Source organism: Commensalibacter nepenthis (assembly GCF_029953305.1).
In the GTDB taxonomy this organism is placed as follows: Bacteria; Pseudomonadota; Alphaproteobacteria; order Acetobacterales; family Acetobacteraceae; genus Commensalibacter; species Commensalibacter nepenthis.
Genome location: NZ_JASBAN010000001.1, coordinates 1230767 through 1253961, shown reverse-complemented (window position 1 = coordinate 1253961; position 23195 = coordinate 1230767). Strand labels below are relative to the sequence as shown.

Annotated in this window: 23 protein-coding genes and 1 riboswitch; of the genes, 10 read left to right on the top strand and 13 right to left on the bottom strand. The window is 38.3% G+C overall.

Features of this window, described 5'->3' with window-relative positions; genetic code table 11:
- Positions 1-403 precede the first annotated feature (403 nt).
- Positions 404-691 carry a YggT family protein gene (locus QJV33_RS12020; RefSeq protein WP_408869649.1) on the top strand — a complete coding sequence of 96 codons (288 nt, stop codon included), beginning with the start codon at positions 404-406 and terminating at the stop codon, positions 689-691.
- 50 nt (positions 692-741) lie between these two features.
- Here the strand turns inward: QJV33_RS12020 and QJV33_RS05800 are convergent, their stop codons facing one another.
- From QJV33_RS05800 to QJV33_RS05765, 8 genes are all read right to left on the bottom strand, one after another.
- Positions 742-2430 (bottom strand): ArnT family glycosyltransferase, encoded by a 1689-nt coding sequence (locus tag QJV33_RS05800; protein ID WP_281462426.1) that lies wholly within the window; start codon positions 2428-2430, stop codon positions 742-744.
- Between the two features lie 19 nt (positions 2431-2449).
- Positions 2450-3175: a glycosyltransferase family 2 protein gene (locus QJV33_RS05795; RefSeq protein WP_281462425.1), complete on the bottom strand. Its 726-nt coding sequence runs from the start codon at positions 3173-3175 to the stop codon at positions 2450-2452.
- Positions 3176-3200: 25 nt separating this feature from the next.
- On the bottom strand, positions 3201-3707 hold the full coding sequence (gene atpF, locus QJV33_RS05790; RefSeq protein WP_281462424.1) for a F0F1 ATP synthase subunit B: 507 nt from the start codon (positions 3705-3707) through the stop codon (positions 3201-3203).
- A gap of 14 nt (positions 3708-3721) precedes the next feature.
- Entirely contained in the window at positions 3722-4330 is a 609-nt protein-coding gene (locus QJV33_RS05785) for a F0F1 ATP synthase subunit B family protein (protein ID WP_281462423.1), read from the bottom strand.
- Positions 4331-4343: 13 nt separating this feature from the next.
- Positions 4344-4577 (bottom strand): ATP synthase subunit C family protein, encoded by a 234-nt coding sequence (locus QJV33_RS05780; protein WP_034339894.1) that lies wholly within the window; start codon positions 4575-4577, stop codon positions 4344-4346.
- Between the two features lie 53 nt (positions 4578-4630).
- The gene (locus QJV33_RS05775) at positions 4631-5380 is read right to left on the bottom strand and encodes a F0F1 ATP synthase subunit A (RefSeq protein ID WP_281463395.1); all 750 of its coding nucleotides are present in this window, start codon (positions 5378-5380) and stop codon (positions 4631-4633) included.
- A 43-nt stretch (positions 5381-5423) separates the two neighbouring features.
- On the bottom strand, positions 5424-5771 hold the full coding sequence (locus tag QJV33_RS05770) for an AtpZ/AtpI family protein (RefSeq protein WP_281462422.1): 348 nt from the start codon (positions 5769-5771) through the stop codon (positions 5424-5426).
- A gap of 231 nt (positions 5772-6002) precedes the next feature.
- Positions 6003-6773 carry a hypothetical protein gene (locus QJV33_RS05765; RefSeq protein ID WP_281462421.1) on the bottom strand — a complete coding sequence of 257 codons (771 nt, stop codon included), beginning with the start codon at positions 6771-6773 and terminating at the stop codon, positions 6003-6005.
- 220 nt (positions 6774-6993) lie between these two features.
- Between QJV33_RS05765 and QJV33_RS05760 the strand changes: the two genes are divergently transcribed.
- Positions 6994-8478 carry a peptide MFS transporter gene (locus QJV33_RS05760; RefSeq protein ID WP_281462420.1) on the top strand — a complete coding sequence of 495 codons (1485 nt, stop codon included), beginning with the start codon at positions 6994-6996 and terminating at the stop codon, positions 8476-8478.
- 16 nt (positions 8479-8494) lie between these two features.
- Here QJV33_RS05760 and QJV33_RS05755 read toward each other — a convergent pair whose 3' ends face one another.
- Both QJV33_RS05755 and QJV33_RS05750 read right to left on the bottom strand, forming a co-directional pair.
- Positions 8495-9850 (bottom strand): MATE family efflux transporter, encoded by a 1356-nt coding sequence (locus QJV33_RS05755; RefSeq protein ID WP_281463394.1) that lies wholly within the window; start codon positions 9848-9850, stop codon positions 8495-8497.
- 142 nt (positions 9851-9992) lie between these two features.
- Complete coding sequence (locus QJV33_RS05750) at positions 9993-10799, bottom strand: SDR family NAD(P)-dependent oxidoreductase (protein ID WP_281462419.1); 807 nt, start codon at positions 10797-10799, stop codon at positions 9993-9995.
- 320 nt (positions 10800-11119) lie between these two features.
- On the opposite strand from QJV33_RS05750, the gene QJV33_RS05745 reads away from it, so the two are divergent.
- From QJV33_RS05745 to QJV33_RS05720, 6 genes are all read left to right on the top strand, one after another.
- Positions 11120-12325, top strand: coding sequence for an MFS transporter (locus QJV33_RS05745; protein WP_281462418.1), 1206 nt, complete (start codon positions 11120-11122; stop codon positions 12323-12325).
- A 33-nt stretch (positions 12326-12358) separates the two neighbouring features.
- On the top strand, positions 12359-13468 hold the full coding sequence (locus QJV33_RS05740; protein WP_281463393.1) for an S-(hydroxymethyl)glutathione dehydrogenase/class III alcohol dehydrogenase: 1110 nt from the start codon (positions 12359-12361) through the stop codon (positions 13466-13468).
- Positions 13469-13634: 166 nt separating this feature from the next.
- Entirely contained in the window at positions 13635-14285 is a 651-nt protein-coding gene (gmk, locus tag QJV33_RS05735) for a guanylate kinase (RefSeq protein WP_281462417.1), read from the top strand.
- An 18-nt stretch (positions 14286-14303) separates the two neighbouring features.
- Complete coding sequence (gene hldE / locus QJV33_RS05730; RefSeq protein WP_281462416.1) at positions 14304-15749, top strand: bifunctional D-glycero-beta-D-manno-heptose-7-phosphate kinase/D-glycero-beta-D-manno-heptose 1-phosphate adenylyltransferase HldE; 1446 nt, start codon at positions 14304-14306, stop codon at positions 15747-15749.
- Positions 15750-15782: 33 nt separating this feature from the next.
- Entirely contained in the window at positions 15783-16928 is a 1146-nt protein-coding gene (locus tag QJV33_RS05725; protein ID WP_281462415.1) for an AGE family epimerase/isomerase, read from the top strand.
- Positions 16929-16997: 69 nt separating this feature from the next.
- The gene (locus QJV33_RS05720) at positions 16998-18503 is read left to right on the top strand and encodes a replicative DNA helicase (RefSeq protein WP_281462414.1); all 1506 of its coding nucleotides are present in this window, start codon (positions 16998-17000) and stop codon (positions 18501-18503) included.
- Between the two features lie 284 nt (positions 18504-18787).
- On the opposite strand, the gene crcB is transcribed toward QJV33_RS05720, so the two are convergent.
- From crcB to QJV33_RS05705, 3 genes are all read right to left on the bottom strand, one after another.
- Positions 18788-19162, bottom strand: coding sequence for a fluoride efflux transporter CrcB (gene crcB, locus QJV33_RS05715; RefSeq protein WP_281462413.1), 375 nt, complete (start codon positions 19160-19162; stop codon positions 18788-18790).
- 67 nt (positions 19163-19229) lie between these two features.
- Positions 19230-19299: riboswitch (Fluoride riboswitch) on the bottom strand.
- A 119-nt stretch (positions 19300-19418) separates the two neighbouring features.
- A complete protein-coding gene (locus QJV33_RS05710; protein ID WP_281462412.1) occupies positions 19419-20981 on the bottom strand; it encodes a Do family serine endopeptidase in 1563 nt (520 codons plus the stop codon).
- A 59-nt stretch (positions 20982-21040) separates the two neighbouring features.
- Positions 21041-21496: a nucleoside deaminase gene (locus tag QJV33_RS05705; protein WP_408869668.1), complete on the bottom strand. Its 456-nt coding sequence runs from the start codon at positions 21494-21496 to the stop codon at positions 21041-21043.
- A 190-nt stretch (positions 21497-21686) separates the two neighbouring features.
- Here QJV33_RS05705 and QJV33_RS05700 point away from each other — a divergent pair, with 190 nt between their 5' ends.
- Positions 21687-22430, top strand: coding sequence for a gamma-glutamyl-gamma-aminobutyrate hydrolase family protein (locus QJV33_RS05700; RefSeq protein ID WP_281462410.1), 744 nt, complete (start codon positions 21687-21689; stop codon positions 22428-22430).
- Positions 22414-23190: a pseudouridine synthase gene (locus QJV33_RS05695; RefSeq protein ID WP_281462409.1), complete on the top strand. Its 777-nt coding sequence runs from the start codon at positions 22414-22416 to the stop codon at positions 23188-23190. The genes QJV33_RS05700 and QJV33_RS05695 overlap by 17 nt, the downstream gene beginning before the upstream one ends.
- The last annotated feature ends 5 nt before the right edge of the window (positions 23191-23195 follow it).

The following is a 23195-nucleotide window of genomic DNA, read 5'->3' as shown; positions in this document are numbered from 1 at the left end:
TGCTTAATAAAACAAAAAATGCTATAATAACCTACGAATTTTTAATCTTGTAAAAGAGACAACTTAAGACTCTTTATTAACATGTCATATAAATACATACAGAACAGATACGCAATAGATAATTTTTTTTTCTTGAAATCTGTTCAATATTTCTTTGACCTGCAAAAAAAAAATAAAACGATAAACACTCTACATGTTATTATTTGCAAAAAAAATTAATAATTAAAACTCAATAATGATATGAATTTAATTCATATATATTTTGGACAATGATTCGGAGCATTATAGTTTTTTTTGCCTGTGCATTAACATCATGCAACGCGAACATAAATAAATAATTATGTAAAAAGATATTTTTCTTATATAAATAGCAATCATACAGATTGATGCTAAGGGAAACACCATGCTTGAGTTATATAATCTTTTAAATATATTGCTAAATGTCTATATGCTCATTTTACTCGCATATTGTATTTTCAGCTTTTTGCTCAGTTTTGGCGTTGTTAATCCCAGCAGCAGCATTATCAGAGGGATATATATGTTCCTTAGCCAAATGTGTGACCCTTTACTAAACTCGATCAGACAGCTCCTCCCCTCTTTAGGGACTATTGATATCAGCCCAGTTATCGTTTTCCTTGTGATTGATTTCGTTATACGACCTATATTGCGTTATATGCTTCTTGGATATTAACAAAAAAATTTCGTAAACGATATAAAGGCGCTTGAAGCGCCTTTATACATTTATTGGGCAACTTTAAACAATCCTAAACTAAGCTGTTTGCCATTCGAATAGTTCAACCCGTGAATTCGACCTATTTCTTTAACTGTTAAGTTTTCTTTTTCTATAGATTCCATAAATTTCTTCTCATCCCGACGATCGACTAATCCTAATCCACAGGCTTGATTATCTTTTAAAAATTGTGCCGTTTTTTCTGAATTAATCAATTTCGTTTCTTTACCGACTAAAAATACTAGACTTGGCTCTGAGTAAGAAGCCGAAGCAACAATGCTATTCTCACAAGGTTTCAAAAGGCGAACGGTTTCTGCTATTTTTCCACTTAACCATTCAGAGCTTAACCCAGGAATCAAAATCACGAACAACTCTAGATAAATAACAATCGCCGCTCCTATCGATACCAAAGAAGCACGCTGCATATTATACTTCAATATACATACAACAGCATAACCAATCAAAGACAATGCTGCTATTGCCCCAATCATTGCTGACCAGAACCAAGTTCCTGTCATATAATGTGCATAAATAATCCCACCCACAGAAAGTAACAGCCCAACCGCAACCCATAACACTGTATAAATATGCAGCAACCAACGCCCCCATCTGGAGGTTGGACCATCCCAAGTTTTGGAAATATTCCAAAGTGCCATTGAGGTTAAAATCGCAATCGCAGGGTATGTTGGTAATACATAATGCGGCAATTTTGTTTTCACCAACTCAAAAACAATCCAATGAGGAATAATCCAACATAACAAGAAGCAAACAGATTCAGATTTCCGTTCTCTCCAAATATAGGGCAATGCCCAAGCCGTAAACAAAGAACCCGGCCAAAACGTAATTAAGAAAATTCCTAAATATAACCCTGGAGGAGCACCGTGAGACTCTTTCCCTGATGCTACTTTACTGAGCAAATTCGTTCCCACAGCATCTGTGAAGAATTTGCCATCACTGATAACCCAAATTGCAGCACACCAAGGAATAACGATTACAAGCATCAAAATCCATCCCCATTTAGGATGTAAATGCTTCCACCATGCTCTATCTTTTTTAACCCATGCCAAAATAATCGGAGGCAACAAAGTAGGAATAAGCATCACTGGTCCTTTCAACATCAGACCACACCCAATTGCTCCCCAGTAAATAATCCCTACAGAAACAGAAAGTTTCTCGGTCGTCAGCCTAGCCATCCAAGCACGAGCCAAACAACTTTGCGCCAATAAAACAAAAAAAAGCAAAGTCGTATCAATCGTAGCCATACGACCCTCACCCGTTAATAAAACGGATACTGCCAAAAATAATCCCGCTAAAAGACCAATATATGAATCAAATAAAATACTGCCAATCCACACTGTTAACAAAACCGATCCAACAGCAGCCAGCAAAGAAGGAATTCGATATGGCGAAACCGATTTATCCTTTACCATTCCTGTTGCTTTGGCAGCTTTAACCGCTATTGCCTCCAGCCAATAAATCCCTGCAGGCTGTAAATACCGTGGTTTATCTTGAAAACGCACATCGATATAATTTTGGCTTTCGATCATCTGAGACGTTGCTTGCATATATCTTGCTTCATCTCTATCCAATGGAGGAAGCGTCGCACGTCCAGGCAAAAACAAAACAAAAACAAACAAGGCAAGCCATATATAATGACTTGCCTTTAAACGAAAAGACTTTTGTAAAGAAGAAAGGGTCATTTTATCCCTTTGATTATAATTAATATTTTGTAATTTTTTTAGGTAGGCGAATCCGATTAAGCAGCCATATCACACCCAATAAATCACGAATACCAACCAAAGCTCTGTTAAAATTCGTATATTTGGATACACCATTTAATCGTTGTCGATGATGAACCTCGTGACAAACCAGCGGTACACCATAATGCCCTAATAAAGCTGGCAAAAAACGATGCAACCCTTCAAAATGAGGCAATTTCATAAAATCATCTCTAAGAAATAACTTCATCGGCGCACCTGTATCTACACAACCATCTTTTAATAATTTACGGCGCAATCCATTGGCAAAAATCGTTGCAAAGCGACGAGAGAAATTATCGTTTCGCTTTAAACGAACCCCAACGACTAAAGGTTCACGCCCTTTATACTGTTGAGATTTTTTCCACATGGAAATTATTTCTTTGGGATCATCTTGCCCATCCCCATCCATCGTAGCAATCCATTGACCTTGAGCACCAGCAATAGCCGTCAATAATGCACCAGATTTTCCACAACGATGATTATGAGATAAAATAACCAAAGAAGGTAAAAACGTATTTTTAACTTCTATTAATTGATTTAACGTTTGATCCGTACTTCCATCATCAACAAAGATCACTTCACAATCAGGAAGTTCTACAAGCATACCCGCGATCTCGCGACAAACAGGAAAAATATTTTCCGCCTCGTTTAAAACCGTAACGACAATTGAAATTACACTGGCCATTGGACCCTAACGAGACGAAAAAAAATTAAGCAACGTGACGTTCTTCAGCAAGCGCTTTTGGTAAATCAGCAATCGCATTATCAATCAAAGAACTGTCTTTTTCTTCTGTTAATACAGAAGAAATCACTTCATAAGCAGCTTTAACTGCAACATCTGCTGCCTCACGGCGAACAATATTAATAGCGTCTTGCTCGGATGCTGCCAAGCGAAGACGAACCAACTCTTCATGACGACGAGCAGCTACATCAGCTTCTTTCTTAGCATTTTCAGCAATACGCTCTGCAGCCTCTTTAGATGCCGCAAGCATTTTTTCAGCTTCAAGCTTTGCCGCTTCATGCTCTTTCTGAGCAGCTGTATAAATCTCTTCAGCCTCACGACGTAGACGGCTAGCTTCTTCAAGCTCTTGCCTTACTCGGTTTGTTCTATTATCCATAGCCGCAGCCAACGGATGCCATATTTTTTTACCAAAAAAGACAAAAAACAAAACAAAAGCAAGCGCAGACCAAAATCGAGGGTCGTTTAATAAATCCATTTTTTCTCTGCCTACTAAGACTTTGCTGTCAAAACTTGTTGAACTTTATTATTAACGATTTCGCCTTGAACGTCCTCTTTTAATAATTGTTTCAGCAAACTTTGCGCGACATCTTTCGCCATTTGATCAACTTGTTTCAAAGCACCATTACGCGCTTCAACAATACGAGTTTCTGCTTCACGCATTTCATTGTCAAGACGTGCTTGCAATTCTTGCATTTGTTTTGCAGAAGCAACCCTTGTTTCTTGGATAATTGAATCTATTTTTGTTTGTGCTTCTGCTGCTGCTTCACGACGTGTTTTATTTAACGCTTCAACAGCTTTATCTGCCTGAGCCTTTGCTTGCCTAGCAGAATCCATATCCCCATCAATTTTTGAACGGCGATTATGAACAACATGTTCAATCTGTGGAATAGAAAAATATTTTACAGCAAGAAAAAAACAAAAAAAGATGATTAAAACCCAGATAACCTGAGCCATAACCAACGGGTTTTTAAAATCCATCTGGGGCATACCAACAGCCATGGCATTCGTGGATAAAGCAGGCGCCAGCAATAAGCTAAGCACCCCTCCACCCACGAGAGACGCCACCAGACGGGAAAAACGGGCTGAAAAGCGTCTCACGTAAAGACCCCCCTTACATAAAGAGAATAAGGAAAGCGATCAGTAGTGCATAAAGCGCAACAGCTTCCGTGAGAGCAAATCCCAACATACCCAAACCAAATACATGTGGGCGAGAAGCTGGATTACGAGCAATGCTGCTGACGAGGGTTGCAAAAATATTACCAATACCGATACCAACACCAGACAATGCGATAACAGCTAAACCAGCACCAATTTGTTTTGCGGCTGTAATAAGGGTAAGATCCATTTGATTTCTTTCCTTGATACTAAAAAATAAATAAAGTTAATACGAAACTGAAGTTAATGCTCTATTGCTTCTTGTAAATACATACAAGTCAAAATTGCAAAAACATAGGCCTGTAATGCACCCACCAATAATTCAAGTGCAGTCAAAGCCATATTCAACAAAATAGGGAGAATCCCCAACGGGCCACCCAATGCCAATCCCAATCCTGTAGCTAACAAAATTGTAAAGCCTGCGAACATTTCCAACATCACATGTCCAGCAACCATATTTGCAAATAAACGAATTGACAAACTAATTGGTCTGGATAAGTAAGATAGAATTTCAATAGGAACAAGCAAAGGTGCCATAGCAATTGGCGCCCCTGCAGGCATAAAGTGAGCAAAAAACTTCAATCCTTGGTTTTTTAACGAAACAAGAATTGATAAAACAAACACCATCAAAGCCAACGTTACAGTCACAACAATATGACTGGTAAAAGCAAAAGAAAATGGTAAAAGCCCCAAATAATTCCCTGTTAATATAAAAAAGAACAAAGCAAATATAAAAGGAAAAAATCCCTTTCCTTTGGCTCCCATCGTTCCAATAGCCATACCATGAATAAATTCATAGCACATCTCGGTTGCGCTCTGATAACGACCAGGCACAACAGCTTTATGACGCATTCCGAAATAAATCGCCACAGGAACAATAATTGCTGCAATAACCATCATCAGTTCAGATTGAGTAAAATAAACACCCAATCCACCAAAAACTTCATGCAATTCAAATTGACCGAGTGCGTCTATCTTGTGACCGGCCACTATTTTTCTCCCAACACCAAATCGAATCTTTTACGAAAAAACAAAATCATTTTGACTTTATATCACCAGGTTTAACAATACGCCAGACATTAAGCACACCTGCACCCATCCCTAGAAAGGAAAATATGACAATAAATAGTGGACGGGTTGATAACCAATAATCGAGCCCATATCCAATCATAATCCCAACTAAAAACGCAGAGAAAAGCTCTACTCCTGACCTTAAAACAAACTTCCACAAATCATTATCGCCCCCAAAAGATTGAGAGTGATTATGCTTTTTCGAAGGATTCAATCGTGACTCAAAATCTTGTAATTTCTTATCAAAAGAATCGAGCTGTTTCTTTTTTGCATCTTCTTCCAAAGATACCCCCTCCTCTTTCTTCAAGTCCATCACAAGTTAACTCAGTTCGTAAAAAAGACTATTTACGCAAGAAAGGCAATATTTTTTTTACATTTCTCACAGCTAATTCATCACATTTGCAAATCGGCAACTACTTTAAATATTATCTACTCTCTTAGCACAAACATTATATACTAACGATTACGCAATTTTATAATTTTATCGTATCAAAAAATTATCATATTGTGTAACGTTTTATAGATTTAAATTAAATAAAATCAACTATTGTGGAATATAATCATAAGCAGGACTGCCAGCAGGAGCACCAAAGGGGGGGGCATTAATCTGCAACAACTCAACCATGTGATCTTTTGTTTGACCAATCAACCGAGCTTGCAATGCTTTCCCCATAGACGTAAAGCTGCCCATTCCTCGAACATACAAAGAAACACCAAGTTGCAAACCAAACCCTAGCTTTCCAATATCCGATGGACGAATATACACAACGGTGCCATCTTTAAGCACCACACCCATCACTTGTCCTTGCAAATTATGCAACAACTGCGCAACTTGTCCTTGTACAAACAAATCAGGTCCTGTAATCGGCACTGGAGAGAATCCTGCCTCTGGACTATCCTCTTGAATTTTCTGACCCTTTTCATTCTCAATTAAAAAAGCCTGTAACAAAGGTAAATGCTTTGCTTTCAATCCACGAATAGTAACATTTTGTCCTGGGCGAACAAATGTTTTGACTGCCTCACCAAACATCGTAGAAAACATAATCTGAGTACCATCACTTAATAATAGCCCTCCTAAGTTTCCATAAGGGGTTGGCAAATATTGCTTCACATTCCCTTTGATCGCTGGCAGGACAGATAAATCCATAACATCGACTGAGGAATTCGGATTGTTGCCATGTGAGATATTAGGGGCAGGCTCTTTTTTGGGTGTTTTTGCTATCACATTATTCGTATGAGTTATCATTAGCGTTGCCCCCATCAAAAGATAGGATACAGCTTGTAACCATTTATTTTTTTCTATATTAGAAAACATCTTGATCTTCTCAAATTAAAATACTTCAAAAGAGTATAATAGTCATATTTCAATCTGTTTATACAATATATTCGCAATTTGTTTATATAATATATACATTGATAAAATTATATATACATATTAATAGACTTTACCGGAAAATCAGCAAATATTGAAATAAGCAAACTATTCAGAAGTTTACTTTAATTGATCCACCCACTTCATCTAGGCATAAATGGTAATGACATCCACTTCATTAAAACAAAAAAACAATGCCTTTTCAGTTGTTTTATTCATTGAGCTTTGGGAACGCTTTGGCTATTACGGTATGCAGAGCATTTTGGTGTTATTCCTTAGCCAATATATGAAATTTAGTGATTATAATGCCAATCTATTAATCGCAGCTTTTGGCACGATGACTTATGCGGCCCCTGCCTTGGGGGGATGGATTGGGGATAAGATCTTAGGCAATCAAAGAGCCATGCTGTATGGCAGTATTATCCTTGCTTTGGGATATTTACTTTTGGCCTCTGCCATGCATTATACGGGTGGTATTTATATTACCATGGCAATTATCAGCACAGGAAATGGTTTATTTAAACCCAATGCAGCCACTTTGGTTCGCCGTATTTATGAAGATAATGACAGTCAATTGGATGTTGCTTTTACACTTTATTATATGGCTGTTAATGTCGGATCAACGGTCTCCATGTTATTATGCCCATATTTAAAAGATCATTATGGATGGGATGCCGCTTTTATCGCGTGTTTTATTGGGTTGTTATTAGGAATTACCAATTATTCACTTACACAAAAAAGACTTGCCTCTTATGTGTCATCAACAGATCAACGACCTATCCCTGCCTCTATCCTAATCTATATCTTTTTAGGTATCATTGCTTCCGTTGCTTTGATTACTGTGATTATAACATTTCCTGCCGTTGCTCAATGGTGTGTAATTGGTGCTGCACTCTTGATCTTGGCTTTGTGGGTACAGCTATATTTTAAAATGGATTCAACCTATCGTTCAGGTCTCAGGATTGTTTACTTACTGACTTTTGAAGGCATGCTCTATTATGTATTTTATCAACAAATGTCAACGTCTTTGACTTTTTTTGCCCTGCGTAATGTTGATTTGTCCTTTGCAATTGGTTCCTATCACTTATTCAACTGGTCACCAGGACAGTTTCAGGCATTAAACCCTATTTGGATTATGATACTCAGCCCACTCTTAGCCAAACTATATGCAACTCTTGGTCGCAAACAAAAAGATTTTTCTATTGCAACAAAGTTTATCGCGGGATTTTTCTTTGTCGCCATAGGGTTCTTCATTTGGTGGCTTGCATGTCTTTATAACACAACCCCTCATGTATCTTCTTGGATCATGGTGAGTGGTTATTTCTTTTTATCTTTAGGGGAATTATTAACCAGCGGTCTAGGTTTAGCTGTCGTCGCACGTTATGTCCCTGCCTCTATCAATGGATTTATGACGGGGTCTTATCTGATGGCATCAGGGATTGCAATGTATATTGGTGGGATTATTGCTAATATTGCAGCACCACCTGATATGAATAACCTTTCCCCTGAAAAAACGTTAATTATTTATCAAGGGCTATTTTGGAACCTGCTATGTCTAGCAGGAATTGCTTTGGTTATTTTACTATTATTCTTACCGATATTATATAAATGGAACAAACAATATAAACAGGATATGTTAAATCACTAAATCAAATATATCCTCGTTATATTGGTTTGTTCATTTGAATTGTTTTTATAAGAAAAAATGCACAACAAACCGCCATAATTCCAAAAGGAATAACACCCAAAGATTGCCCGATCAACACCCCTTGAGGACCATAAGAAGCACCAATTGTCACAAAAGGAATCGTTCCCAAAGTCGCACGCCCCCAGTTAAAGAACGTAGCAAATAAAGGATATCCCAGATTATTAAACGCTGTATTAGAAACAAACAACATTCCTAGAAACAAATTATTAATAATGACCCAATTACAAAATAATCGCATCAATGCCTCCCCCTCTGCTTTTAAAGCAAACATTTTAACAAAGATATCTTGACCAATATAAAAAATCCCCCATGCGCAAAAAACACATAAACAAACGAGTTTTAAAGAAACAACTAAAGTTTCCTGCATACGTTCTCTGAGCCCTGCACCAAAATTCTGTGAAATAATAGGTCCAACAGATCCTGTTAATGCAAAGACAAAAGCAAATGCGACTGGGATCATACGATCAATAGCCGTTTGACCTGAAATCGCATCACTGTTAAAATTTGACATCGTATGAATCACAAATAACCCACCCACAGGCGTTGCCAAATTCGTCAGAATTGCTGGAAACGAGATTTTTAATATTTTTAATGAATCAGAAAAAATATCATTCCAATGCGGTTTCTCTATGAGTTGATAGCGCTTTAAACTATAGAATCCCAACACAGCCACACCCAATCGAGAACAAATAGTACTAATCGCAGCGCCTTCTAATCCTAAATTCAAAACAAGGATCATAATAGGATCCATAATCCCTGCGACCAAAGCACCAATGATTGTGACATTCATCGAACGCCTGGCATCCCCCATTGCCCTAAGCAAACCCGACAATACCATCCCCAAAGCAATCAAAAATAAAAAAGGAGACACAATCATTACAAAATGGCTGGCTTGGATTAAAACAACATCTCTGGCACCCAGAAGATATAAAATCTCACGATTAAAAATTGCAACCAACAAACCAATAATAATCATTAGAAAAATTGTAAATATGATAAATGATGTCACCATTTTCTTGGCACATTCTGGTTGACCCGCTCCAATTAATCGTGCGGTAATCACAACTGCGCCAATAGACATACCAATACAAACGCCCATCTGTAAAAAACCAATCGCATTTGCAAAGCCTATCGCTGCTGTAAAATTAGAATTCCCCAGTCTGGAAATATAAAAAAGATTTAAAAAATCAACAAGAAATACAGCCATTAATCCAACTGTACCTGTACCAGCCATGACAACCACATGCCGCATGATTGAGCCTTCACAAAAACGCGGTTTATGAAACGCTTTTGTATCAGCAGACGTCTTCATCACTATCAAACAACCTTATTCAAGACAATATATAATCAATCGCCCCGACTGTATCAGCTTTTAAGAATAATGATGATCTTTTTTTCAAGAAAATACTTTAATAATAACCAGCAGATCAATCTTCTTTCTATCTTTCACCATATCAATTTTTATGATTTTTTTCTAAATAGGGTAAATACAATTTTTCCAACAAAGTTACTGGTAATAAATCAATCATTCTAGCCAATACCACCATCCACACAGGAAATATAATACGCCTCTTTTTACTCAATACGCCTTGCACAATTAATTTTGCCGCAGTATCTGCATCCATTAATCCTGGCATTTTAAATTTGTGATTGGCTGTCATAGGCGTGCGAATAAACCCACAACAAATACTCGATAAATAAATATCTAACTTTTCTAAAGACCCACCGCTTGAAACCATAAACCGATCAACCGCTGATTTCGATGCACAATACGAAGGTGCCCAAGCTGAATTCACAAACCCTGCCACAGATGCAACCGCAGCAATCCTACCACGAATATCGTCCGAATTAAGGTTTTGTTGACGCATCACTTCAATGGCTGGCAAGACTGTATTTAAAACACCATCAATATTCGTTCGCATAATTTGACGAATTTTATCTGAACTTTCAGGAAGAGTATGTTGAGAGGTTGCATCCACAGTACCTATCGAAACCCCTGCACAAGCCAAAACAAAATCCAAATGACCTACAGAGTAAATCCACTCCTCCATGCCTTGCCGATCGCAGACATCTAAACTTTTCATCTCTACAACAGCACCCAAAGATTTACATTCATCAGCAACTTTTTCTAAATTTGTTTGGTTTCGCCCTCCTAAAAATAAACGTACATCAGGAGCAGCAAGATATAATGCCACCACACGCCCTACTCCAGAAGAAGCACCTGTAATTAATATTGAATGAAATGTTTTATTCCGCATCATAATTATCTTTATAAAATACTTTAAATGAGTAACTAATATACAATATACTCTCTGAAATTCAGGATGTCAGATTATGCTTTATAAATAACTCGTATAAAGCAATTACGCCATAATTAACCTATTTTTCAATATGTTAAAATCAACAACTGACAAACAAAATAATATATTCTATGTACCTCACTCACTTTGAAAATAATTACAAAAACCCATTATAATCCCTCAATAACGAAATAGCATAGTTGTGATTTGCTGGAGAATTGAAAACTCTTTAACGTAAAACCTTATTTCAAATTACTCCTACCAAACCAAAGGATAAATCTATGAAAAAATGGTCTGCAAATCAAATAAACACTGTTTTTGCTGCCCTCAGCAGTTGGGGACTAGATGCTTTCGATTTCTTTTTACTTGTTTTTGTTATTGACGATATTGCGACCAGCTTTTCTGTTACCAAAAAATCGGTATCCATTGCTATATTTTTAACATTAGCCCTTCGCCCAGTCGGTGCCTTTTTTATCGGAAGATTGGCCGAGCAATATGGGCGAAAACCTGTTTTAATGGGAAATGTTGCTTTATTTTCAATATTAAGTGCTTTATCTGCCTTTGCACCTAATTTAATCATCTTTCTTTTAATCAGATGTGTTTATGGCGTTGCAATGGGTGGCGTTTGGGGAGTAGCCTCTTCCTTAGCATTTGAAACAATCCCTAAGGAATCAAAAGGGTTTATTTCAGGGCTATTTCAAGCAGGATATCCTTTGGGATATTTAACCGCATCGGTTGTTTATGCTTTATTCTTTGATTCTCTGGGTTGGAGATATCTATTTATTATTGGTGCTTTTCCAATCTTACTTGTTATTTTTATCCATTTTTTCGTTCAAGAATCTGCTGTATGGTTGGCTGCAAAAAACCAAGAAAAAGCAAAACGAACCCGTATTTTACCCATTGCTATGAACAATTGGCAGGTATGTTTATTTGCCATCATATTAATGACCTGTTTTAATCTGTTCAGCCACGGTACTCAAGATTCTTATCCTTTATTCCTAAAAGAGCAACATCATTTCACGTCTCATATTGTTGGAGGAATTGCGATTGCCTACAATATCGCCTCTATTATGGGGGGAATCTTTTTTGGCAGTCTATCTCAGAAAATTGGGCGTTCTAAAGCAATCGCATTGGCTGCTGGTTTATCTTTGTTTGCCATTCCTTTGTGGGCGTTTTCAAATGATATGATTTTACTTGGCGTTGGTGCCTTTATTATGCAATTTATGGTACAAGGGGCTTGGGGCGTTATTCCTGTTTATCTAAACGAATTATTACCTGCCAGCACACGCACGGTTCTGCCTGGATTCTTTTATCAAATGGGCAATTTGTTTGCTTCAGCCAATTTAATTATACAAATTTATATTGCCGAATATTTTAATAATAATTACGGTCTTTCTCTTGCCATAGTTGCAGGTTTGGCTGCAATTTGTATTATGATCTTAATGAGATACCGAATGACTCATCCTCAATTGGTGCCTCACGATTAAAAATACAAACTTAAAGGATTAAAATTGGAATTTATTAAAACACGTGCTGCTGTTGCATGGCAAGCTCAGCAGCCTCTTTCTATCGAAGAAGTTGATTTAATGCCTCCTCAAAAAGGAGAAGTGCTGATCCGTATTATGGCAACAGGGGTTTGCCATACGGATGCCTATACATTATCAGGTGCTGATCCAGAGGGGATTTTTCCTGCTATTTTAGGGCATGAAGGTGCAGGAATTGTTCAAGCTGTTGGTGAAGGTGTCACCAGTCTTTCCGTAGGGGATCATGTCATTCCCTTATACACTCCTGAATGTGGGAAATGTGACTATTGCTTATCAGGGAAAACCAATCTATGCCAAGCTATTCGCGTCACCCAAGGTAAAGGGTTAATGCCCGACGGAACGACGCGTTTTTTCAAAGATGGCAAGCCTATTTTTCACTATATGGGAACATCAACTTTCTCTGAATATACAATCGTTCCTGAAATTTCTGTTGCTAAAATCAGCAAAGATGCTCCTTTAGAAAAAGCATGCTTACTAGGATGTGGTATTACAACGGGCATGGGTGCTGTTACGAATACTGCCAAAGTGCAGCCTGGTGATACAATCGCTGTTTTTGGACTAGGCGGCATTGGACTTTCTGTCATTATGGGGGCAAAAGCTGCACAAGCAGGTCGTATTATTGCCATTGATATCAATACTGACAAATTTGACCTAGCCAAAAAACTAGGTGCAACAGATTGTATTAATCCAAGAGATTACCAAAACTCTATTCAAGATGTCATTGTTAAACTAACCAATGGCGGGGTAGATTTTTCTTTTGAATGTATTGGTAATGTCAAAGTCATGCGCTCTGCGTTGGAATGTTGCCACAAAGGATGGGGGGAATCGATCATTATCGGTGTTGCAGGTGCAGGCGAAGAAATCTCAACCCGACCTTTCCAACTGGTAACAGGACGTGTATGGCGCGGTTCTGCATTTGGTGGAGTTAAAGGACGCTCACAGCTACCAAATATTGTTAATGATTACCTACAAGGTAAATTCCAATTAGATGATTTTATTACGCACGAGCTGCCTTTAGATCAAATTAACCAAGCCTTTGACTTGATGCATGCTGGAAAATCTATTCGAACCGTTATCCGTTATTAATTGATACTCCCTTATATCCCTTGGTCAACTACCCAAGGGATTAACTAAAATTCATTCTCTCACATCTTATGTTGATTATCTCTATTTATCGTCACCTTGCTTGTTTATGAAAGACATAATTTCTGGTATAGATAATCATCAAACAGATACGTCGTGGAGGAATTTTATGTCTAAGCTATCTTCTAACCCCGTTGAGCCTGCCCAAAGAAGAGGGATTTGTTTTGTGCTTTCTGCCCCTTCAGGTGCTGGAAAATCAACAATTGCCAATGCGCTTAGAGCCTCCCAGAAAAATTTATTTCCATCGATTTCAGTAACAACGCGCTTGCCTCGTCCAGGCGAAATAGACGGCATTCACTATCATTTCATCACCAAAGAACAATTTAATACTCAAGCTGACAATGGTGAGCTTTTAGAATGGGCAATTGTTTTTGACAAAGGCTATGGCACACCCAAAGCCCCTGTTGAACAACATCTAAGCGAAGGGAAAGATATTATTTTTGATATTGATTGGCAAGGTCAACGTCAAATCAAAGCAGCATTGCCCGATGATGTCGTCAGCATCTTTATTCTTCCCCCTTCATTAGAAGAACTGGAAAAACGCCTAACCAACAGAGCATCGGATCATGCAGATGAAATTCAAAAACGAATGCATGCTGCTTTGAGCGAAATAGAGCACTGGGAAGAATTTGATTATGTTGTCATTAACAATAAACTTGACGATGCTATTGCTCAAATAGAAGCAATCCTCACAGCCGAACGCTTAAAGACTGAGCGTCAAAATTTTTTACATGCCTTTACGCATTCTTTCACTCTTTAACGTTCGAAAGTAATCCTCATGGATTTTTCCAAAGTTACGATTTTATGTATTGGTGATGTCATGCTAGATCGCTTCATTTATGGAAACGTGCAACGTATCTCTCCTGAAGCGCCTGTGCCAGTTCTACAATTAAACGATAAGAAAGAAATGTTAGGCGGGGCAGGAAACGTTACCAATAATATTTTATCGTTAGGGGGTAAAGCCATTTTAATTGGGCTTATTGGACAAGATGAATATGCTGAAAATATTAAAAATCTTACCCAAACCCAAAATATTACAGATCATTACCTCGTCAAATCTCAATATCGTCCGACTATTTGCAAATCTCGTTTTATTGCTGCAAATCAACAAGTCATTCGTGCTGACGAAGAAAGTTTGATCCCACTGCATCACGATGAAGTCTCCCAATTATTACAATCAATTGACCAAGCAGTCTCCAAAGTCGATGCCATTATTATTTCTGATTATGGCAAAGGTGTATGTCATCCCATTGTTATGAAACATACGATGCAACAAGCAAAACAGCATAACCTTCCTGTTTTTGTTGACCCTAAATCATCTGATTTTTCATTATATCAATATGCAACCTGTGTAACGCCCAATATTAAAGAAGCAAGCACAGCCGTTCAATATCCTTTAAATAATGACCAAGATTTTGAACAAGCTGGTAAAACATTGTTACAAGCCACTCAAGGGCAAGCTGTTTTAATTACACGATCAGAAAAAGGCATGACCTTAATTGAACGTGGAAAGCCTGCAGCAACCATTCCTTCTCGTGCCAGAGAAGTGTTCGATGTTTCTGGTGCTGGGGATACGGTAATTGCCACCTTAACCCTCGCCTATGCTGCTGGATATGATTTAACCGAAGCCATGCATATTGCCAATGCTGCTGCGGGTGTTGTTGTTGCCAAAGCAGGAACCTCTACCACAACCATTGCCGAAGTAATAAATGAGCTGAAGGCACAAGACCCACGCAGTTTTTCTGAAACGATTTCACCGTCTTTGTTACATCCAGATCAATTATTAGAACAAGTCAAATCGTGGAAAAAACAAAATCTTGTTGTTGGTTTCACTAATGGTTGTTTCGATATTATTCATCCAGGTCACATTGCATTACTTAAAAAAGCACGAGCACAATGTGATCGTTTGATTGTTGCCCTGAATACTGACCGCAGTATCAAAGCCCTGAAAGGCGATCAAAGACCCATTAATAATCTGATCAGCAGATCCCAAGTTATGGCCGCAATACGATATGTTGATGCCGTGGTTGCTTTTGACGAAGATACACCTTTTAATCTGATACATCTTTTTAAGCCTGATATTTTAGTCAAGGGAGCAGACTATCACAATAAAGAAGTGGTTGGTCGGGATATTGTTGAACAAAATGGTGGAAAAGTCATTTTGGCAGAGTTACAAGAAGGCTTTTCGACAACTAATATTATTGATAAGATTGCTAATTCTTAAGGTTTTTGACGTTTGTACATTAATGGAAATAAAATGAGCATTCCCCATCATATCCACAGTCAATATGACCTATTTACCCGTTGGTTATTTGATTCTGCACTTCCCTATTGGGGAACAATCGGTGGGGATGGTTCTGAACAAAAACCATTTCAGTGGGGTGCACATGAACAACTAAAAATGGATGGCTCTCCTGATCTACCAGGATATAAACGCCTCCGCGTTCAAGCGCGTCAATTATACAGCTTTACCCAAGGTGCTTTACTAGGGTGGACACAAGCCAATTTAATTACCGAGCAAATTTATCATTTTATGCAAAATGCTCAATTGGGTGAAGGACAATGGGCAAAGAGCCTGACACGTGAAGGACAGATATTAAATGCGTCCTCAGATTTATATGATCTTGCTTTTATAATCTTTTCTTTGGCATGGTATGCTCGCCTCAGCAATAATCGCAAACCAATCCAACAAGCTCGACAAACCATCCAATGGATTGAACGCTTTATGGCGTATCCTCAGGGGGGATATAAAAATATTGTTCCTTTAATCCCCGATTATCGACAACAAAATCCACATATGCATCTATTAGAAGCAGTCTTAGCTTTATATGAAGTAACAGGTGCAGAACAAGACCTTGGAATGGCGCATAAACTGATTCATCTCTTTAAAACCAAATTATTCAATCACAATGCTGGCGTTTTAGAGGAATATTTTGTTGAAAATTGGATCTCTGCACCTTACCCTTCTAAAACAGAAGTCGAACCGGGGCATCAATATGAATGGGTTTGGCTTTTATCTGAATATGAACGATTAACAGGGATAAGCCATCGAACTGAAATAAAACGCATGTATGAATTTAATGAAAATTATGCTGTCGATCAAGTCACAGGCTTGGTTGCTGATAAAGTGCAAAAAGATGGAACCATGGTCAATAAATCTGCTCGATTATGGGTGCAGACAGAGGCAATTCGTGCAACCAGCTTGATGCATGATGAAAAAAGTTATCAACATCTTGGAAAAATCATTGATAATTTATTACGACGCTATTTTAACAATTGTCCGACTGGCACGTGGCAAGACCAGTTAACCCATTGTTATACTTATAATAATAGCAAAATTCCAACCAGTTCTTTTTACCATATCATCAGCGGGTATATGCAACTGCATCACACTTTAAAATAATCCACATTATCCACAGATTTCCCCACAATTCACAACAGACAATAATTTTAAAAAGTGATATTATAAAACGTGACTAGTTTAGAATCGAAAACAGAGCCATCTTCTCCATTATTAGGTATCTCTCAACGCCTTCCTCCTGCGAATATTCAAGCCGAGCAATCTTTGCTAGGTGCATTATTAACCAATAATAAAGCCTATGAAAAAGTTGCTGAGTTTTTAATCAGCGAACATTTTGCCGATCCTATCAACGGTAAGATCTATGATGCTATTGTTCGTCGTATCGAAGCAGGTCAAGTTGCCGATGCCGTTACGCTCAAAGCTGAATTTGAACATGCTGGCATTCTCGATGAGGTCGGTGGGATTGCGTATCTTGGACAACTCTTAAAATCGATGGTGGGTATTATTAATGCCAAAGACTATGGCAAAACCATTCATGATGCTTGGATCAGAAGACAACTTATTGATATTGGCGAAGATATCGTCAATGATGCTTTTGAGTCTAATATGGAGATCACAGGATCAGATCAAATTTCTTTGGGAGAAGAAAAACTCTTTAAACTTGCCACCCACAAAGGGCAAGAAAGCGGTTTTGTTTCCTTTGAAAACGCTTTGACTGAAGCGATCAATATTGCCAATCATGCTTTTTCAAATTCCAGTGGCGTTGCTGGTTTATCAACAGGTCTAAAGGATCTAGATAAAAGAACAGGTGGATTACATCCCGCCGACCTCATTATTCTTGCGGGTCGCCCTGCTATGGGAAAAACAGCATTAGCCACTAAAATTGCCTTTAATGCTGCAAAAAGTCTGTTACGCAATGCTGAAACACAAATTAACTCTAATAAACCCATTGGCACAGTAGCGATTTTCTCTTTGGAAATGTCCTCTGAACAATTAGCCACCCGTCTTTTATCCGAAGAATCCAGAGTATCGAGCGAACGGATTCGCCGTGGTGAAATTGGACAAAAAGAATTCGATAAATTCGTTCAAGTAAGCCGAGAGCTTTCACAACTGCCTTTATATATTGATGACACCCCAGCAATCAGCCTATCTGTCATGCGAACACGTTGCCGTAGACTAGCCAGAACCAGAGGATTAAATTTAATTGTTGTAGATTATCTTCAACTCATGCGCCCATCGGTTGGCAATCGCCTAGAAAGCCGCGTATTAGAAATTTCTCAAATTACCCAAGGATTAAAAGCCCTAGCCAAAGAATTTGAAATTCCTGTCATTGCTTTATCCCAGCTTTCTCGACAAGTTGAAAATAGAGAAGATAAACGTCCTCAGCTATCTGATCTTCGTGAATCCGGCTCTATTGAACAAGATGCAGATGCTGTGATGTTCGTTTATCGTGATGAATACTACCTACAACAACGTATGCCGAAACCCATTGCTTTTGAAAGCGAAGATAAATACCAAATTGCTTTGGAAAAATGGCAAGCTGATATGAATAAAGTTCATAATAAAGCCGAGTTAATCTTAGAAAAGCAACGTCATGGTCCCACGGGGAAAGTTGACCTCTTCTTCGAAGGTGAATTTACTCGCTTTAGCGACCTTGATGATGTGCATGATTTTTAGAAAAAATCAAAGAACATTAAACATGAATGAAGAAGGGGTTTATCGCAAATATTGAATGAGGCTGTAATTATCTATAAAGTGTAGGAATTGCTTGCGAGTGATTTTGGTCCAAGTCATTTGAGCCTCCGTCGTTGTGCTAACAACAGAGAATCATAAATATACTGAAATCACTCAAATTAATTATCAGTCAGGCTCTTAGATGGTTATTTTAAACAAAATCTGTAAAAAACCCGAACAATTCCTACAATTAAAATCTTAAATTTATTTTTAAAAGATATGAATTGTTATCGCAACGAATTAACCGTTACCATTCCCAGTATCGTTAACACAACAGAACAGACAACGTGGGTCACAATCTCGGTTCCTGCCCAAAAAAAACGTCCTTCTTGTAAAGCCATTGCAACTTCCAAAGAAAAGGTTGAGAACGTAGATAGCCCCCCTAAAAAACCAGTGACAATAAATAACCACCAAGGCTCTAATGAAGGGATGAGTAAAAATATTGCCATCGCCACACCAATTAAATATCCAGCAATACAATTAGCAACAAATGTGCCCAATGGCATGTACGGAAACAAAGCGTTCAAAGACAACCCAAGCCACCAACGCAGCAAACACCCTAAAGCACCACCACTACTAATCATCAAAATGGAATTAAACATATTCTATCCTTTTATACAAATAACATTGCCAGATAGGTACAGATCTACGCGTTCCGTACAAAACCGGCTTGACGTAGATATCATCATCCGCAAAAAAAGCGGCAGTTTATAAGGAGGATATCATCTCCTATATATTTCGAATTAGCTTTTAATTCAGCTTTATAAAGCTGTCAAATTCTTTTGATCTTACCAAATAAATAAAAAAGCCAGAGGAAAAAACCTCTGACTTTTAAAGTTCTTAATTCACAATATTGATCTATTCAGTATCACTTATACTAATGGAAACAAATAAAGATTGGTTTCCTCTCAATATTCTTAATAAAACATTTGAATCTTTTTTCAGAACATTTGTAATTGCATCCGTCGCAGCATTAGGATTATTGACGGGATGATTATCCACTGAAACAATCACATCACCAGGTTGTAAACCTGCACGATCTGCGGGCGAACCACTTTTGATTGCACTAATCACCACTCCCTTGACCGTTTCATCAACCCCAATTTGCTGTCTGACATCAGGCGTTAAAGGGGACAATGCCACCCCAATATTACTTGGCTTTTTAACCTCTTGCTTATCGTCTTCTTTACCATCATTTAAATTCGCAACTTTGATAGAAAGCTCTTTTTTAACACCATCACGCAAAACAACAAATTTAGCAACCGTTCCCGGAGTAATACCAGCAACTCGAACTGCCAATTCACGAGGATTTTGAACCGGTTTTCCATCTAATGTAAGTACAACATCCCCCACATTCAACCCTCCTTTTTCAGCAGGACTGTCGGGAGAAATCGAAGCAATCAAAGCCCCTTGAGGGGCAATACCATGTTCAGGTTCAGGCAATTTTAATGCTTTGACCATAGAAGAAGTCACAGATTGCGCCGCAACCCCAATATAGCCTCTGGTTACATGACCAGTTTTTTCAAGTTGGGTGATAATCGTTTTTACTGTATTTGATGGAATGGCAAAACCAATCCCAATAGACCCCCCTGATGGAGATAAAATAGCTGTATTTACACCAATAACTTTACCATTTTGAGAGAATAATGGACCTCCAGAATTCCCACGATTAATTGGGGCATCAATTTGAATAAATGAATCATACGGGCTGTCACCAATATCACGCCCACGTGCTGAAACAATACCAGCCGTTACCGTTCCACCCAAACCATATGGATCGCCAACAGCCACAACCCATTCCCCGGGTTCTACCCCATTAGAATCCCCTAATTGAATAAATGGGAATGGCTTGTCGGACTGGATTTTTAACAATGCTAAATCTGTTTTTGGATCCAGCCCTATTACCTTAGCTTGATATTTAGCCCCATTCTCAAGGGAAACAGTGATTTTCTTTGCCCCTTTGACGACATGATTATTGGTCACCACATAGCCATCAGGGGAAATAATAAATCCAGATCCACGAGCTTCTACCACCTGTTTAGGCATTTGCTGAGGAAACATTGGAAAAGGAAATGGGGATGAAAAACCACCACCGCCAGGGAAATTTCCATTGTCAGGAAATCCGCTCATCATTTGATCGTCACCACCAACGGTCATTTTAGTCGTAATAGACACCACCGCTGGTTTGACTTGTTTTACCAAGCTCACAAAATTAGGCAGGTTTTGTGCAGAAGTAACGGGTTTTATCGCCCCACTATGTTCATTCAATAAATTTGATCCTTCAGCGGCATAAACTGAAGGAATTCCAACCAACGATATGGAACTTCCCATCAATAGAGAGACCATCACCCCTTGACGTATATAAGGGATAAGTTGAGAGAATACTTTAACCATTTTGTCTTTATTTAAAAGATTAATCATTGAACACCTAATTTTAAAATCCATCATCTTGAATAGTTAAGACATATTATGATTGGTAATTATGGCAAAAATTGACAAGAAGTTATTCTTCTTTTTTGAAAGAATTTTTTTAATAATTTTTGACTTTCTTGTTCTCTGACGCCACCAATAATTTCTGGACGATGCAAAGACTGCCGATGGGAAAAAATACAAGCCCCATGCTCTGTCCCCCCACCTTTGGAATCATATGCACCAAAAACAATACGATCTATTCGATAATGCATCGCTGCCGCTGCACACATAGGGCAAGGTTCCAGATTAACCACTAATGTATATCCAACCAACCGTTTTTGATTCAGCCGTTTACAGGCTTGTTCTAATGCCAATATTTCTGCATGTGCTGTAGGATTGTTTAAGCGTTCTACTTGATTAAAGGCTTGGGCGACAATATGTCGTTCTGGTGATATAATTAATGCCCCAACAGGAACCTCATTCGCATCAAATGCACATTGTGCCAAATGCAACGCGACATCCATTTTCCAAAAAGAATATTCTTTTTTTTGCAACCTGACATCCCTATCAATCAATGTAATCAACTATCTATATTACATTCAAAACTAAATTTATTTTTTTATAATGTATAAAGAGACTTTGACAAACAGAACACTTCTTTTTAAACAAGAATAATATTCATCCACATTCTCTATAAGATAGATCATTCTATTAATGACAAACCAATCCCCACCCATTATCGGCATTACCCTTGACGCTTTAAATGGTTCATCCAATGGATATTCTGCCTATCCTTGGCTTGCTTTGCGTAAAAATTATACAACAATAACTATTGAAGCAGGAGGAATTCCTATCGGGCTTCCACCACTCAATCCTAAAAATATTGATGTTCTTTTAAATCAAATTGATGGACTGATAATTAGCGGTGGAGATTTTGATATTCATCCCTCTTTATATAACAACACAGAAATACACCCAAACGTTAAATTAAACGAAGCACGCACTGCGTTTGAACTGACACTTTTAAAAGCCGCATGGGAAAGAAATATCCCTATATTAGGAATATGCGGTGGCGCACAATTAATGGCTGTTTTTTTAGGCGGTGAACTTTATCAACACCTTCCTGACGATCTTCCTGATGCTTTGCCTCATGAACAAGACTTACCCCCTCACCAAGGCAGCCATAGCGTTATCATTCAACCCAATACCATTTTATCAACTTTAAGCCAAAGACCGCAATGGGCTGTTAACTCCTCTCATCATCAAGGTATTAAATCTACTGGGCGAGGTATTGTTTCTGCAGTTGCCGAGGATAATCTTATCGAAGCAATTGAAGATCCTTCACGAGATTTCTTTGTTGGTGTACAATGGCACCCCGAATTTGGAATAGAATATCCTGATCGTAAAATTTTCTCTGCGTTAATTGCCAAGGCGAAACTCTATGCACAACAAAAATAATAATTCTGATGCTCCAACTGCTGTTAAAGGAGAGCGTATCGCCAAATGGTTGGCAAGAGCAGGCGTTGCCTCTCGCCGTGAAGCAGAAACCATGATCGAAGCGGGTAAAGTCTCGTTAAATAATGAGCCTGTCACTCAACCAGCAACTTTTGTACAAGAAAACGATATTATCCGAGTGGATGGGCAAGTAATTTCCCCACCAGATCGCACCCGTTTATGGCGCTATCATAAACCCGTAGGCTTAATCACCACACACAAAGATCCTGAAGGGCGTAAAACCGTTTTTGAAGCTCTTCCCGAAACAATGCCGCGTGTGGTCAGTGTCGGTCGTCTGGATTTAAATAGTGAAGGGTTGTTATTATTAACCAATGATGGTGCTTTGGCTAGAAAACTGGAAATGCCCAGCAGCCAATGGACCAGACGCTATCGCGTTCGTGTTTTTGGCACCATTAATCCAGACGATTTTAATAGACTTAAAAAAGGCATAACGGTTGAAGGCGTTCATTATGCCCCCATCGATGTTAAAATTGATTCTCAAAAAGGGAATAACACATGGTTAACCGTTTCCTTACAAGAAGGGCGTAATCGCGAAATTAGACGGGTAATGCAACATATTAACTTGCAAGTTAATCGATTAATCCGCATTTCCTATGGACCATTTCAACTTGGAACTTTACCCAAAAGCGGATTGGATGAGGTCACCTTAAAAGTCATCAAAGAACAACTTGGTTGGAACCCCACAGAATCCAAAAAAAAGTAAATCAT

Coding starts and splice junctions, on each gene's coding strand:
- QJV33_RS12020 (WP_408869649.1), top strand. CDS start 404: ATGCTTGAGTTATATAATCTTTTAAATATATTGCTAAATGTCTATATG.
- QJV33_RS05800 (WP_281462426.1), bottom strand. CDS start 2,430: ATGACCCTTTCTTCTTTACAAAAGTCTTTTCGTTTAAAGGCAAGTCAT.
- QJV33_RS05795 (WP_281462425.1), bottom strand. CDS start 3,175: ATGGCCAGTGTAATTTCAATTGTCGTTACGGTTTTAAACGAGGCGGAA.
- atpF (WP_281462424.1), bottom strand. CDS start 3,707: ATGGATTTATTAAACGACCCTCGATTTTGGTCTGCGCTTGCTTTTGTT.
- QJV33_RS05780 (WP_034339894.1), bottom strand. CDS start 4,577: ATGGATCTTACCCTTATTACAGCCGCAAAACAAATTGGTGCTGGTTTA.
- QJV33_RS05770 (WP_281462422.1), bottom strand. CDS start 5,771: ATGGACTTGAAGAAAGAGGAGGGGGTATCTTTGGAAGAAGATGCAAAA.
- QJV33_RS05765 (WP_281462421.1), bottom strand. CDS start 6,773: ATGTTTTCTAATATAGAAAAAAATAAATGGTTACAAGCTGTATCCTAT.
- QJV33_RS05760 (WP_281462420.1), top strand. CDS start 6,994: ATGACATCCACTTCATTAAAACAAAAAAACAATGCCTTTTCAGTTGTT.
- QJV33_RS05755 (WP_281463394.1), bottom strand. CDS start 9,850: ATGAAGACGTCTGCTGATACAAAAGCGTTTCATAAACCGCGTTTTTGT.
- QJV33_RS05750 (WP_281462419.1), bottom strand. CDS start 10,799: ATGATGCGGAATAAAACATTTCATTCAATATTAATTACAGGTGCTTCT.
- QJV33_RS05745 (WP_281462418.1), top strand. CDS start 11,120: ATGAAAAAATGGTCTGCAAATCAAATAAACACTGTTTTTGCTGCCCTC.
- gmk (WP_281462417.1), top strand. CDS start 13,635: ATGTCTAAGCTATCTTCTAACCCCGTTGAGCCTGCCCAAAGAAGAGGG.
- hldE (WP_281462416.1), top strand. CDS start 14,304: ATGGATTTTTCCAAAGTTACGATTTTATGTATTGGTGATGTCATGCTA.
- QJV33_RS05725 (WP_281462415.1), top strand. CDS start 15,783: ATGAGCATTCCCCATCATATCCACAGTCAATATGACCTATTTACCCGT.
- crcB (WP_281462413.1), bottom strand. CDS start 19,162: ATGTTTAATTCCATTTTGATGATTAGTAGTGGTGGTGCTTTAGGGTGT.
- QJV33_RS05710 (WP_281462412.1), bottom strand. CDS start 20,981: ATGATTAATCTTTTAAATAAAGACAAAATGGTTAAAGTATTCTCTCAA.
- QJV33_RS05705 (WP_408869668.1), bottom strand. CDS start 21,496: ATGGATGTCGCGTTGCATTTGGCACAATGTGCATTTGATGCGAATGAG.
- QJV33_RS05700 (WP_281462410.1), top strand. CDS start 21,687: ATGACAAACCAATCCCCACCCATTATCGGCATTACCCTTGACGCTTTA.
- QJV33_RS05695 (WP_281462409.1), top strand. CDS start 22,414: ATGCACAACAAAAATAATAATTCTGATGCTCCAACTGCTGTTAAAGGA.